At 74.1% G+C, this 12,373-nt stretch carries 12 protein-coding genes; 4 read left to right on the top strand and 8 right to left on the bottom strand.

Annotation, left to right across the window (positions count from 1 at the left end; translation table 11 throughout):
* Positions 1-3 precede the first annotated feature (3 nt).
* On the bottom strand, positions 4-1,287 hold the full coding sequence (locus tag BR98_RS12715; protein WP_035844466.1) for an ATP-binding protein: 1,284 nt from the start codon (positions 1,285-1,287) through the stop codon (positions 4-6).
* Positions 1,288-1,397: 110 nt separating this feature from the next.
* Between BR98_RS12715 and BR98_RS12710 the strand changes: the two genes are divergently transcribed.
* Both BR98_RS12710 and BR98_RS12705 read left to right on the top strand, forming a co-directional pair.
* Positions 1,398-1,796 (top strand): nuclear transport factor 2 family protein, encoded by a 399-nt coding sequence (locus BR98_RS12710; protein ID WP_035844463.1) that lies wholly within the window; start codon positions 1,398-1,400, stop codon positions 1,794-1,796.
* 147 nt (positions 1,797-1,943) lie between these two features.
* Entirely contained in the window at positions 1,944-3,215 is a 1,272-nt protein-coding gene (locus BR98_RS12705) for a chymotrypsin family serine protease (RefSeq protein WP_157537720.1), read from the top strand.
* Between the two features lie 18 nt (positions 3,216-3,233).
* On the opposite strand, the gene BR98_RS12700 is transcribed toward BR98_RS12705, so the two are convergent.
* From BR98_RS12700 to BR98_RS12685, 4 genes are all read right to left on the bottom strand, one after another.
* Positions 3,234-3,626, bottom strand: coding sequence for a hypothetical protein (locus tag BR98_RS12700; RefSeq protein ID WP_035844458.1), 393 nt, complete (start codon positions 3,624-3,626; stop codon positions 3,234-3,236).
* A 3-nt stretch (positions 3,627-3,629) separates the two neighbouring features.
* A complete protein-coding gene (locus BR98_RS12695; RefSeq protein WP_035844449.1) occupies positions 3,630-4,025 on the bottom strand; it encodes a cupin domain-containing protein in 396 nt (131 codons plus the stop codon).
* 76 nt (positions 4,026-4,101) lie between these two features.
* Positions 4,102-7,299, bottom strand: coding sequence for an ATP-binding protein (locus BR98_RS12690; RefSeq protein WP_035844445.1), 3,198 nt, complete (start codon positions 7,297-7,299; stop codon positions 4,102-4,104).
* A 9-nt stretch (positions 7,300-7,308) separates the two neighbouring features.
* Positions 7,309-7,791 (bottom strand): SRPBCC family protein, encoded by a 483-nt coding sequence (locus BR98_RS12685; RefSeq protein ID WP_035844442.1) that lies wholly within the window; start codon positions 7,789-7,791, stop codon positions 7,309-7,311.
* Between the two features lie 130 nt (positions 7,792-7,921).
* On the opposite strand from BR98_RS12685, the gene BR98_RS12680 reads away from it, so the two are divergent.
* Positions 7,922-8,455, top strand: a complete 534-nt coding sequence (locus tag BR98_RS12680) for a hypothetical protein (protein WP_035844438.1) — start codon at positions 7,922-7,924, stop codon at positions 8,453-8,455.
* 110 nt (positions 8,456-8,565) lie between these two features.
* On the top strand, positions 8,566-9,081 hold the full coding sequence (locus BR98_RS12675) for a DinB family protein (RefSeq protein WP_035844437.1): 516 nt from the start codon (positions 8,566-8,568) through the stop codon (positions 9,079-9,081).
* A 7-nt stretch (positions 9,082-9,088) separates the two neighbouring features.
* Here BR98_RS12675 and BR98_RS12670 read toward each other — a convergent pair whose 3' ends face one another.
* The 3 genes from BR98_RS12670 to BR98_RS12660 all read right to left on the bottom strand — a co-directional run bounded on the left by BR98_RS12670 (position 9,089) and on the right by BR98_RS12660 (position 12,227).
* The gene (locus BR98_RS12670) at positions 9,089-10,168 is read right to left on the bottom strand and encodes a porin PorA family protein (protein WP_035844435.1); all 1,080 of its coding nucleotides are present in this window, start codon (positions 10,166-10,168) and stop codon (positions 9,089-9,091) included.
* Between the two features lie 176 nt (positions 10,169-10,344).
* Complete coding sequence (locus BR98_RS12665; protein WP_035844434.1) at positions 10,345-10,650, bottom strand: DUF4193 domain-containing protein; 306 nt, start codon at positions 10,648-10,650, stop codon at positions 10,345-10,347.
* 164 nt (positions 10,651-10,814) lie between these two features.
* Positions 10,815-12,227: an outer membrane protein assembly factor BamB family protein gene (locus BR98_RS12660; protein ID WP_051969709.1), complete on the bottom strand. Its 1,413-nt coding sequence runs from the start codon at positions 12,225-12,227 to the stop codon at positions 10,815-10,817.
* Between the last annotated feature and the right edge of the window lie 146 nt (positions 12,228-12,373).

Below are 12,373 nucleotides of genomic sequence, written 5' to 3'. Positions count from 1 at the left end.
GGTTCAGACCCGGCCGAAGCGCACGGTGTGGTCGGCGAACGCCAGCGCCATCTCGGTCGTCACCGTCGGCCGGGTGCGTCGGATGGTCTGCAGGTAGTCGTCGGTGCTCGGATGCGAGCGCTCACCGGTGTCCAGGGTCCGTTCGAAGACCGCCTGGGCGACGGTACGGGCCGCCTGGGCGATGTCCGCCGGGGTGAACCCCTCGCTGGCGTCCGAGAGGGCGCCGGTGTCCGCCTGCGCGCCGGCCCGGGCCAGGTAGCTCGACCACAGGGCGCGCCGCGCCTCGTGGTCGGGCGGGCCGACCGGCAGCACGTAGTCGAAGCGGCCGTGCCGCAGGAAGGCCGGATCGAGGGCCGCCACGTCGTTGGTGGCGCAGATCAGCAGCCGGCTCTCCCGGTCGCGGAACCGGACGATCGACTTGAGCAGCTCGTTGACCACCGCCGTGGCCGCCGGCTCGGCCGCACTGCGCCGACCGGCCAGCTCCTCGACCTCGTCGATGAAGAGCAGCACGTGGTCCAGTCGGGCCACCTCGTCGAACCACTCGCGCAGACCGGCGGCCATGGTGTCGGCCAGCCCCAGCCGCGACGGGAACAGCTCCACGAACGGCCAGCCCAGGCGGCCGGCCACGGCCTTCGCGAAGGTGCTCTTGCCCGTCCCCGGCGGCCCGAACAGGACGACGGCCTGCGGCGGCTCCACCCCGTGCTGGGCGGCCAGCACGGGATTGGCCAGCGGCAGCACCAGGCGCCGTTCGATCAGTCGCTTCTCGGCGGCCATCCCCGCCAGCGTGCCCCACAGCCCCGTGCTCGGGACCTCCGCGCCCAGCGAGGAGAGCAGCACCACGTCCTGGGCGGTCACCGCCTCGGACTTCTGGAAGTAGGTCATGCCCGGGCGGGGACGGAAGCCGGAGTTGCGCAGGGCGACGGCTCCAGGGTCCTCGTCCGGGAGCAGGGCCGCCAGCGTCCGGGCACCCGCGGCCAGCAGCCGGTGTTCCAGGGCGCCGAGCAGGGCGCTGCCCAGGCCCATGTTCCGCCAGGACGGGTGCTGGCTGATCCGCAGCACCCAGGCCCGCTCACCGTCCACCCGGCCCACCGCCGCGCCGACGATCTGCTCGCCCGCCGCGGCCACCACCGCCGGGTGCGCGGCCTGCAGGGCGGCGACCACGTCCGACAGCCGGAACACCCGGTCGTCGGCTCCGCCCTCGTCGCCAGGAGGGTTCGCGGGGGCGTCCAGCCGGACGACGGCCTCCAGATCGTCCGGCGCGAAGTCCCGCAGCTGCCAACTCGTCATGGCCCGCTCCCGTCGACGCGTGCACTCCTTACATCCTGAGCCGATCGGCCGGTCGACGCCCGCCGTGCTGGGCCCGAAAGCCGGTCAGGACCCGGTGTTACCGTCGCGCCATGTCGAAGATCGAGATTGATGTGCTGACCGCCGAGTTCTTCGGGGCCTTTGACAATCGGGGCGGGAAGACGGCCGACCTGGAGCGGATCCGGCGGCTGGTCATACCTGAGGGTGTGATCGTCAAGACCGGCCCGGAGTTCACGGTGTACACGGTGGAGGAGTTCATCGAGCCTCGCCGGCGGCTGCTGACGGACGGTCGGCTGGTCGAGTTCTCGGAGTGGGAGACCTCGGAACGGACCGAGCTGGCGGGCGACATCGCCTCGCGGTTCGGCGAGTACCGCAAGTCCGGGATCCTGGACGGTGAGCCGTTCGAGGGCGGCGGGACCAAGACGATCCAGTTCGTCCGCACCTCACAGGGCTGGCGGATCGCGGCCTTCTCCTGGTACGACCAGCCCTGACCGCAGGACGGATGGGGCGGTACTGGCTCGCCCGAGGCGGTGGCCAATGCGCCGCGCGGTCGTTAACAGGGCGGGACCGCCGTGCCCGGCCCCGGCCCTGCTGTGGCGGCCGGGGTCGCCCCGTCCGCAGCTGGGAGACCTCCGTCCATGCGACCTCGCCGCTCACTGACCGTGGCCTTCGCCGCCGTCGCGGTCCTCTTCGTGTCCAGCGCGGGACCCACCCCGCCCGTTGACGAGGCGGGCGGCCTGTTGCACGGCGTGAACCTGATCACCGAGGACATCGGCACCCGGCAGGCGAAGCTCCATCAGGTCGCCGACGCGATCCAGGACCTGGTGGACAGTCACACCCCGGGCACCGACGGCTACGCGGGGATCATCGTCGACCCGACCGCACGCGCGCTGGCCCTGTACTGGAAGGGCGAGCTGCCGCCCCTGGTCAGTACGATCATCAGCACCAGGACCCCCGACCAGTACACCGTCAGCGTGCATCCCGCCCGGTTCTCCCGGGCCGAGCTGGACCGCGCCATCGACGTGTTCGTCGCGGCGACCCGCGGCTCGGCCGGGGAGTGGTCCTCGGTGTTCCGCCAGGAACAGGGCAGCGGAATCCGGATCACCTACCAGCCGACCACCTCGCACCGGATCGCCGGCCCGATGCCGAGCGCGGACCGGTACGCGGCGAGGGCCGCTGCCATGACGGGCGTTCCGGTCAGCGCCACGCCCGGCCAGGGCTTCGTACCGCTGGCCGGCTCCCGCGGCGCCGCTCGCGGGCCGTGGGACGCCGGCGCCGAACTGCGCACTCCGCGGGGCTCGTTCTGCTCCACCGGCTTCGGCGGCTTCAAGGGCAACCAGCGGGTCCTGCTGACCGCCGCGCACTGCGGCCCGCTGGGCGACTACCGCACCGGCGACGGCCAGGTGGTCGGCCCCGGCCTGGAGTCGAACAGCGCGCTGGACGTCGCGCTGGTCGGCATCGACCAGACCCCCGAGGGCCGGTTCTTCGACAGCGCCTGGAACTCGCCCTCCACCCGGGGCCTGTACGGCGCGGGACGGAACAACGTCGGCGACCTCACCTGCACCTCGGGCGCCGCATCCGGCTACCACTGCGACGTGGAACTGACCGGGGTCGAGGGCAGGATGGCCAACGAGCACGGGGACGTGATCAGCCCGGTGGACGTCGGCGAGCACCGCGGCGGTCACGCCGTCGTGGTCGCCCTGGGCGACAGCGGCGGCCCCGTGGTGGCCGACCCGGCCGGCCCGCAGGCGGCGATGACCGCGCGCGGAATCATCGTGGCCGGCGGCAAAGGCACCCAGATCCAGTGTCGTGGCGGCAGTGACACCGCGGTCGACACCGTCTGCTTCTGGCAGGTGATGTACGTCCCGATGACGCCGATCCTCAACACCTTCGGTATCTCCCTCTCCTAGACCGGCCAGTCCCATGGCTCAGGCCCTGAGCAGCGTCACCTCCTCGGCATGGCGGCGCTGCTGGTCGGCGTCCCAGTCGCCGGTGCAGTACACCGAGACCCGGGCGATCGCGCCCTCCTCGACGTCCGCGCGCAACAGCTCCCGGCAGTACCAGGACTGCCCGTCCTGCTCCCAGCGCTCCTCGACCTCGAGGACGAAGCCCGTCGGTGTGGTGTCCACCCGGTGGCGCGGGATCCTCCCCGGGGACGGGTGGCCGCCCTTGCGCAGCGCGACCAGGTCCTCGATGCCCTCGGACTGGAGCCGCCAGGCCGGCAGCGTGAGGTCGCAGAAAACGTCCGGCCGGAACAGGCCCTCAGGCACGGTTCCCGTCTCCATGAAGCTGATCAGGCGGGTCGCCAGCGTCTCGTTCATCGCTCAACTCCCGGTCAGTGCGCCGCCGAGCTTTGCGGCGTCCAGGTTGCGGCCGACGACCGCCATGGTCCGCTCCAGCGCCTCGGTCGGACTGAACTCGATCAGCTCGGTGCCGGCGAAGACCAGCGGCAGGTGGCCGGGCGCGCCGTAGTAGGCGTCGCCGGCCTGGTAGACCTCGTCGTGATCCCGGTAGCGGAACACCAGCTTTCCGGTCACCACCAGACCCCAGTGCGGGCACTGGCAGCGGTCCTCGGGCAGTCCGGCGAACAGGGTCGCCGGGTCCATGTCGGCCTTGTGGGTCTCGAACCCGACGGTGTAGCCGTCCAGTTCGGCGTAGCGGCCTTCGATCACCGGCTCGTCCAGGACGAGCGCCGCCTCGGCTTTGGAGATGCGTGGCACGGTGGCCTCCTCGATCCGTTCCGGCCCCCTTCACCTGGAGGGCGTGAGATCGGCCGGCACGATGTGCGGCCACGGCTCACAGCTGCCAGACCACCGGCTGCTCGGGCTCGTACACGCAGAGCGTGCCGGTGTGCACGGCGTTGGCCAGGTGCCGACCGAGAGCGGGGTGCGCGCGGGCGATCCGGTCGATCGAGGCCCGCACCCGGGCGGTGACGGCGGTCCTGGCCCGCTCGGGGGCGGAGCCGGTGCGGCGAGCCCGGCCGCCCAGACCGTACGCGGCCGAGAGCTGGCCGACCAGCGCATCGCGCTCGACGGCGATCCGCGCGGAGCCCTCGGCGTCCCCGGCCGCGTCCGCGTCGGCGGCCTCGCGCTCCAGCTCCTGGAGCCGGCTGCGGTAGGCGGCGCGGGCGGTCGCGTCGATCAGTTCGCCGGTGTCGCCCGGGGAGTGGAGGCCATCGAGGCCATCGGGGGAGTGCGCCCCGTCGACCGACCGCGAGCCGGCGCCGGCTGCGGTGGCGAGGTCCAGCGCCGGCACCGGGGTGCCGGGCCGGGACAGCAGCACCGCCAGGTCACGCATCCCCTTGCTGTCGGGCAGGATCGCCTCGCGGCCGGCGTAGCGGAGCTGCCACAGCTCGCCGGTGCGCCGGAACACCTGGTGCTCCTCCGCGGGCGGCGCCGGGCGGGCCTCCCGGGAGCTGCCGGCCTCCGGGGAGCTGCCGGCCTCCCGGGCGATCCGCTCGGCCAGCCGGGTCGCGCCGATCGCGCGGGTCGCCGCCAGGGCCGCGTCGAAGTGGCGCCGCGCGGCCTCCGGCTCGCCGAGCGCGCTGGCCAGCAGACCGAGGTGACGATGCACCGGGCCGCGCACCGCGGCGCCGATGCCTTCCACCACGAACAGCTCCCGGTACGGCGCCAGCCAGTCGTAGAGCTGCCGGGCCACCGGGGCCGGGCCGGTCAGCGCCACGGTCTCGGCGACCTGGGCGAGCATCGGCAGCCACTCGCTGTCGCGTGGCGCGCCCGCCAGCAGCGGCGCCACGGCGGCCAGTCGCCGACGGGCCTGATCGAGGTCGCCGAGTTGGGCGGTGACCAGCGCCTTGGTGACCTTGGGCCACACCCCCGGGAGCTCATCCAGCGCGGGCAGCCCGGTGAGCAGCTCCGCGAGGCCTTCGCGGTCCGCCAACTCGGCGAGCAGGCACCAGCGCTGAGTGGCGGCAAGCAGCGGGGCGTTGTCGCTGCCGGCCCGGCGGCCCAGCTCCGCCACCCGGTCGAGGCTGCGCCGGCAGTCCTCGAACCGTCCCTCCAGCAGCGCGCGCATGCCCTGCCAGAGCGCCGGGTACCAGGCGTACAACGGCTGGCGCAGGGCGCCCTCCGCCGCACCGAAGGCCTGCGCCTCGGCGTCGGCCCCGGCGAGATCGCCGAGCTCCAGCAGGGCCACCAAGCGCAGCCGGCGGCCGAGCAGTTCGAGCGACAGGTCGGGCAGCTGCCGGGCCAACTCGACGATCTCGGTGGACCAGCCACGGCGTTCACGGCAGTGCGCCGGACCGGCCTGCGCGTCGCAGAGCGCGGAAAGCGCATAGGCGAGAGTGGCGGCGTCCCCGCCCGCCCGGGCCAGCCGCACGGCCTCCTCGGCAAGGGCCCGCCGATCGGCCTCCGGCTCGATCAGGGTGGCCGCCACGGACAGCCGCGCGGTGACGGCCGCCAGCAGCGAGGGCCACTGCCGGGAAGATCCGCTTGCGGCGGGGCCCGCTGCCGCGAGCCCCGCTCGGGCTTCGGTGAGCAGGTCGAGCTGGGTCCGGTCGAGAAGGTCCACCTCGAAGCCGGTCGGTCCGGCGCCGAGCCCGAGCGCCGCGCCCGCCAGCAGGTCGGGACGCCCGCAGCGCCGGGCCACGGCGGCGGCCCGCAGGAACTCCGCGCGTGCCGCCGCCCGTTCCCCGGCGCCCAGCCGGGCCGTCCCGAGGTCGAGCAGCGACTCGGCGAGCAGGCCGTCCGTCGCACCGGCGGTGCCCAGGGCCGCGACGGAGCGCTCGTACCAGTGGGCGGCGTCCTCGTACGCCAGCAGCTCCGCTGCCCGGTGCCCGGCCCGCCGGGCGAACTCGGCGGCCTCGGTGGCCCGTTCCGGCCCGGCCAGCAGCAGGTGGTGCGCGACCTGGGCGGGCCCGACGTCGCGGCCGCGCGCGGTGAACCGCGCCAGCACGGCCGCCGCGCGATCGTGCCACTCGACCCGCCGGGCCGGCTCCAGCGCCGCGTACACCGCTTCGCGCATCAGGTCGTGCCGGAACGCGCCGGACCCCGGTTCCACCATGGCGAGCAGCCCGCCGGCCACCGCCTCGGCCAGCACCGCGCGCAGTTCGCCCAACGGCACCTGGGCGACCTCGCCGAGCACGTCCAGCCGAAATCCGGTCCCGAGCACCGAGGCGGCCCCCAACACCCGGGCGCAGTCCGCCGGCAGCTGCGCGGTCCGGGCCTCGACGGCGGCCCGTACGGAGGTTGGCACCGGATCGGCGGCGCGGTGGCGTAGCAGCTCGGTGACGAAGAAGGCGTCGCCGCCGGTGCGGGCCAGCAGTTCGCGGACGGTTGCCGGATCGGCGGAGTCCCCGGTGGCGGCCCGGACCAGGGCGGTCACCTCCGGCTCCGCGAGCGGTCCGACCGGCAGGCTCCGCGCGGTGCGCAGCAGCGCCGCCCGTTCGGCAGCCCGCCCGCGCCAGGCCGCCGGCTCGTCCCGCGCTGTCACCAGCAGCAGCACCGGCGTCGTCCGCACCCCGGCCGCCAGTTCCAGCAGCAGCTGGACGGAGGAGGCGTCGGCCTCGTGGAGGTCGTCGACGACCAGCAGCAGCGGCCGGTCGGCGGCGCCGGTACGGACCAGTTGGACCAGGTCGCCGGTGAGCCGTAGCCGGGCCGCCTGCGGGTCGGTGCCGGACAGCCCGCCGGTACCGGACAACCCGCCGGACCGGCCGCCGACGCCGCGACCGGCCACCAGCGCCCGCAGCCCCGGCGAGGCCCGGACCAGCCGCCCACCGGCCAGATCACCGGTCACCAGCTCGCGGGCCACCGCCGACCAGGGCTGTAGCGCGCCGGCGGCCGCGCCGGGCGGGCACCAGGTCCAGAGCAGCCGGAACCCCTTGGCGCGGAGTGTGGCCTCCTCGGCCGCCCGGGTCTTGCCGGCGCCCGCCGGGCCGGTCAGCGCCAGCAGCGCGCCGCGCCCGGCCCGGGCGTCGGCGAGCGCCGCGTCGAGGTCGGCCAGCACCTCGGCACGGCCGACGAAGGGGAACCCGGGCATGGCCGCTTCTCACCGGCGGGCGAACAGGCTGGCCAGCGCGGCGATCGAGTCCGGCACCTCCACCCGGACCAGCCGGCGGTGGCGCAGTGGCGCCGCCAGCAGTCGGCGTCCGACGGTCTTGGGGTGCAGCTCCCAGCTGACGGTGAGCCGCGATCCGTCCGCATCGGGCTCCACCTGCCAGCGCCACTCGGCGTAGGACGGATTGCGGTCCTCGGCCGTCGAGCGGTGCCGGAAGACCCGGCGTCGCGGGTCCAGTTCCTCCAGCCGCGACCGGCTGGCCCAGCCCGGCCACCCCGCCGGCCTGATCCGGACCACCCACTCGACCCCCGGCTGCAGGGCCGCAGGCTGCTCGATGACGCGCTTCAGGGCGCTGTTCCACTCCGGGAGCCGCGCGATGTCGGTGACCAGCGCGAACACCTCGTCCGGCGGTGCCGGGACCGAACCGCTCACCGTCGCCGCCCACTTGCTCCGGGTGCTGCCGTTGGCGGACATACCGTCCCTCCGTTCCCGACGGGGTCGTCAGGGGATGGGTACGGTCCCAGTCTCCCAGGGATGCCGCCGTGGCGAACGCCGTCTCGCCCAGGGCCTTGCCAACGCTCGAGCGAGGCGTAATGTTGATTACATGATTACATCAGAGCAGGAAACGCTGCGTGGCTGGTTCACCGGGCGGCTCCCGGACGGGCTCTTCGTCGAGCTGGTCGAGGTCGCCGTGGACCGCGAGGAGATCACCGTCGTCGGCCGGATCCCGGGGCCGGAGATCGGTGCCGAGGTGTCGCCGGCGGAGCGGGCGGCCGCGGTGGAGGGGCGGCTCGCCGAGTTCCGCGAGCGCACCAGGGGCGAGCGGATGGCCGTCGCCCGCGAGGCCGAGCACCGGTTCGGGCGCAAGGTCTCCTGGGGCGCCGAGTGCGAGGGGACCAGGGCGCTGTTCACCACCGTGGCGGCGCCGGTGATGACCAGGCTGCGCCAGCCCGAGCGGCAGGTGCTCGACACCCTGGTGGAGGCCGGCGTGGCGCGCAGCCGCAGCGAGGCGCTCGGCTGGTGCGTGAAGCTGGTGCAGCGTCACTCGGAGGACTGGCTGGGGGAGTTGCGCGAGTCCCTGGAGCAGGTGCGGCGGCTGCGCGCGCAGGGCCCGGACCGGGAGCCCGACGCCTCCTGACGCCGCGAGGGCGTCGAGAGGACGCGGTGAGGACGCGGTGAGGACGCGGCGAGGACGTCGAGCCAAAAATGCCGGGCGCCGCGCGACCGGTCCCAGTACGGTGGTCGCCCATGACCTCTCCTTCCCGCACCCGTCCCGCCTACGACGTCGACGAGCGAGCGCAGTTGATCAGCTGGCTCGACATGCAGCGGGCGATCATCCACTGGAAGTGCGAGGGGCTCTCCGAGGAGGACGCCCACAAGGTGGTGATCCCGACCTCGCCGCTGATGACCGTCGCGGGCCTGGTCTCGCACATGCGGTGGGTCGAGCACTGCTGGTTCGAGGTGATGCTGATGGGACGGCCGCCGTCCGGCCCGCTGTTCGACGAGAGCGTCGAGGACGGGGACATGCGGGTGGCGGGCGTCCCGCTGGCGCAGCTGCTGGCGGAGTACACCCGCCAGTGCGCCGTCTCGGACGAGATCATCGCGGCCCACGGACTGGACGACGCCGGCCGGCAGACGGAGTTCCGGGCCGGCGCCGCCACGCTGCGCTGGACGCTGTTGCACATGATCGAGGAGACCGCGCGGCACGCCGGGCACCTGGACATCGTCCGCGAGCTGGTCGACGGCTCGACGGGCTACTACTGACCGACAGTCACTCCTGAACCGCCCCTGAGTCGCCCCCCTCGGGCGAGACGTCCTCCGGCGGCGCGCTCTCCGGGCGGCGGCGACGGGGGATGAACAGCGCACCGAGGATGAGCAGCGCGCCGAGGATGCCCGCGATGATCGGCAGCGTGGTGCCGGCCAGCTGGATCGCGTCGCGCCCGTCCTTCGCGTCGCTCACGGCGTCGGACACGGCCGCCGGGGTCTGCCGGTAGTCGGCGTCGATGACCGGGAGCAGCGGGACGAGGCTGCCGTCGGGGGCGGTGACCGCCGCGATGCGCTGCTGGGAGCGCTGGATGTCGAGCACCGCGCCGGTCTCCGGCTCCACCCAGAAGGTGTCGCTGCCCTGAAGGGTGTACGAGAGCGGGGCCGGATCGCCGAGGGCCGGGAGCAGCGCCGTCAGCTTCTGCTGCTGATCAGGCGTCAGCGGGCCGAACTCGACCAGCAGTTTCAGCAGGTTCTGCGGCAGCGCCTTGGGCAGACCGGCCAGCACCTGGCTGTCGGTGATCCGGGTGGCGGTGACGCTCGCCTGGTACACGTAGGTCTGCAGGCCGGAACGCTGCTCCGCGCGGGTGTAGGTGACCGGCGTGGTGGTCGCGGTCTCCGGCACCCAGCCGGTGTAGGTCTTCTTCTGGGCGCCGAACGGGAAGCTGATCGTCAGGCCGTGTGCGTCGACGACCGACCAGTTGCTCGGGTGGTGCGACGACGGCTCCAGGCTGCGCCGGTCCACCGCGTACTGCCAGGTGGTCTGCTCGACCTTGGTGCCCGCCGCGCTGGTCGTCCGCGCATCGCTGACCAGCGCGGTGTTCTCCGCGGTCTTCAGCACCTTGACCTGCCGGTCGATGGTGAGCGGGACATCGTGCTTGAGCGCCGTCGCCAGGCTTCCCTGGGCCAGTGCCTGGCCGTCGAGCAGGGTCTTGAAGGTGCCGGCCAACGGGCGCTGCACGTCGACGTCGTCGGGCAGCCGGGCCACATAGGTCGGGGTGATCCAGAAGGCGGTCAGGAACGCGCCCGCGATCAGCAGCACGCCGACCACCAGGGCGCAGGTACGGAGGATGTTCGGTCGTTGCATGCCAGCCACGATCCTCCGCACCGGGCCCGGCGGCGGGCAGCACCGGGGCCACGGCCGCCGAACGGACCCACGGTTCACCCGTCCGGCAGGCAGGGACCCGCCACCCGCCGCGCGACGACGTCAATGCCGCCGTCGCGCACGCCGTCACCGGTGGGGCGGTGGGCGGTGGGCGCCGGTCAGGAGGTGCCGGCGCAGTCCTGGCAGATCGGCTGGCCGTTCTTGTCCTCGCCTGCGAGCTGGGTGCGGTGGTGCACCAGGAAACAGGTCATGCAGGTGAACTCGTCCTGCTGGATCGGGACGACCCGGACGGTGAGTTCTTCACCCGACAGGTCGGCGCCCGGAAGCTCGATGCCCTCGACGGCCTCGGTGTCGATGTCGACCGCGGTGTCCGCCTTCTGGTCGCGTCGGCCCTTCAGTTCCTCGATGCTGTCGTTGTCGCTCTCGTCGCCGGTGTTGCGGGGGGCGTCGTAGTCGGTGGCCAAGGTACTAACCTCTCGTCAGGTGGGGCTCGCGGAAATGATCCGTGCCAGCTTGCCCTGTCGGCGGCCCGCGCGCTCGTGGACTGCGATCTTCGCGCGTCGGGAGCCTGTGTTCTGCGCGAGTTCGTCCGTGTTCGTCCGTGTTCGTCCGGTTTCGCCCGCGGCTGTCAGGCGCCGGTGAAGGCGAGGACGCCGTCCATGGTGCCGAGGAAGATCCGGGCGCCGGAGAGCACCGGCGAGGCGAAGTGCGGCACCTGACCCACCGGCAGCCGCTCGCGGATCCGCCCGTCGACCGGGTCGAGCAGGTCCAGTTGCCCGCTGCCCCGGTCGCCGCCCTGGTCGACCACCCAGACGGCGCCGCCGCCGACCACCGGCGAGCCGGCGCCGTTCAGCGGGACCCGCCAGCCCGGGTGGATCGTCCCGTCCTCGGCCACCGTCAGCTGGGCGAGGCCGTCGCTGCACGGCAGGTAGACGGTGCGTCCGTCGACCGCCGCAGCCCCGTAGGCGGGGCAGACCTGGGCCTGGGAGAGTCGGCCCCCGATCCCGCCCAGGTGGTCGGCGGCCAGTGTGTAGGCGGTGCCGCGCTTGCCCGCGATCAGTACCTGGCGCCCGATCAGCACTGGTGACAGTGACCCGAGATCGAGGTCGGCGGCATTGTCCTGGGCCCAGGAGGCGGGTGCGAAGAAGTCAGTCCGCTGCAGGTCCGCGGAGAGCGCGAGGACCGAGTCGGAGCCGTCGTAGCCGCCACCGGTGGCCGAGCCGTTGCCGACCGAGACCAGCAGCCGCTCGCCGTCCGCCACCGGCCCGCCCGGCGCCCAGATCCCGCCCTGGCGCGGGGTGGGCACCGAGTAGGCGAGGGTCGGGCCGCTGCCGGTCACCGGCACCGACAGCAGCGCGCCGACGTACTGTCCGCAGTCGCCGTACAGGCCGCCGAAGGCGATCTGGACCCGCCCTTGCCAGAGCGCGAGCGCGCTCCGCTGCTGGTGCGCCAGGCGGTCGCCCTGCGGCGGCTCGACCTCCCGGCTGACCGCCGGCGCGCCGGTGGCGGCGTTCAGCCCGACCAGCTGGTGGCGGCCGCCGGTCAGTTCGGCGACCGCGAGGACCAGTCCGGTCGCCGGATCGAAGACCGGGGTGCCGGTGATGCCCAGCGGGTCGATGTTTCCGCACGGCAGCTCCGCGCCCCGGGCCGGCGCGCCCACATGACGCTGCCACCGGACCGCGCCGGTGGCAGCGTCCAGGGCGTACAGCGTGTTGTTCTCGGTCGCCGCCAGCACCTGGTCCCCGACCACCAGAGGCTGCCCGTAGACGGCCCCGTCCAGTGCGGCCCGCCACAGCCGGGCCACCCCGCCGGCCGGCGGCAGGCCCGGCGCCAGACCGCTGCGGGCCGCGTCCCGGTGGTACGTGGGCCAGTCGCCGGGCGCGAGCGCGACCGGGGCCCGGGCACCGGCCGAGACCGCCGCCGAGCCGGGGAACCCGCCGTCGAACGGCCCGCCCGCCGGCCCCGAGGCGCAGCCCGCCACCACTGCCAGCAGAGCGGACAGGCTGAGCAGGACCCGGACCCGCCCGCACCGCGCGGTCATCCCGAACCCCTTCCCTCCGGCAGCCGGCTGCGCCGACCCTCCCACCGCTGCCGGGGCCGCCGCCTGCCCGGTCTGCCATTCGGCTCAATCGCCCGACCCGAACCGCTGAGCTACGGGCGCGCCTGGAGCCGGCGGCGGCCGGACCG

It is taken from the genome of Kitasatospora azatica KCTC 9699 (genome assembly GCF_000744785.1).
GTDB classification, from domain to species: Bacteria; Actinomycetota; Actinomycetes; order Streptomycetales; family Streptomycetaceae; genus Kitasatospora; species Kitasatospora azatica.
This window is presented reverse-complemented; position numbering and strand designations above follow the sequence as displayed.

What these genes read in the sequence shown, in the direction of transcription:
- BR98_RS12715 (WP_035844466.1), bottom strand. Translation starts at nt 1,287, where the DNA reads ATGACGAGTTGGCAGCTGCGGGACTTCGCGCCGGACGATCTGGAGGCC.
- BR98_RS12710 (WP_035844463.1), top strand. Translation starts at nt 1,398, where the DNA reads ATGTCGAAGATCGAGATTGATGTGCTGACCGCCGAGTTCTTCGGGGCC.
- BR98_RS12705 (WP_157537720.1), top strand. Translation starts at nt 1,944, where the DNA reads ATGCGACCTCGCCGCTCACTGACCGTGGCCTTCGCCGCCGTCGCGGTC.
- BR98_RS12700 (WP_035844458.1), bottom strand. Translation starts at nt 3,626, where the DNA reads ATGAACGAGACGCTGGCGACCCGCCTGATCAGCTTCATGGAGACGGGA.
- BR98_RS12690 (WP_035844445.1), bottom strand. Translation starts at nt 7,299, where the DNA reads ATGCCCGGGTTCCCCTTCGTCGGCCGTGCCGAGGTGCTGGCCGACCTC.
- BR98_RS12685 (WP_035844442.1), bottom strand. Translation starts at nt 7,791, where the DNA reads ATGTCCGCCAACGGCAGCACCCGGAGCAAGTGGGCGGCGACGGTGAGC.
- BR98_RS12680 (WP_035844438.1), top strand. Translation starts at nt 7,922, where the DNA reads ATGATTACATCAGAGCAGGAAACGCTGCGTGGCTGGTTCACCGGGCGG.
- BR98_RS12675 (WP_035844437.1), top strand. Translation starts at nt 8,566, where the DNA reads ATGACCTCTCCTTCCCGCACCCGTCCCGCCTACGACGTCGACGAGCGA.
- BR98_RS12670 (WP_035844435.1), bottom strand. Translation starts at nt 10,168, where the DNA reads ATGCAACGACCGAACATCCTCCGTACCTGCGCCCTGGTGGTCGGCGTG.
- BR98_RS12660 (WP_051969709.1), bottom strand. Translation starts at nt 12,227, where the DNA reads ATGACCGCGCGGTGCGGGCGGGTCCGGGTCCTGCTCAGCCTGTCCGCT.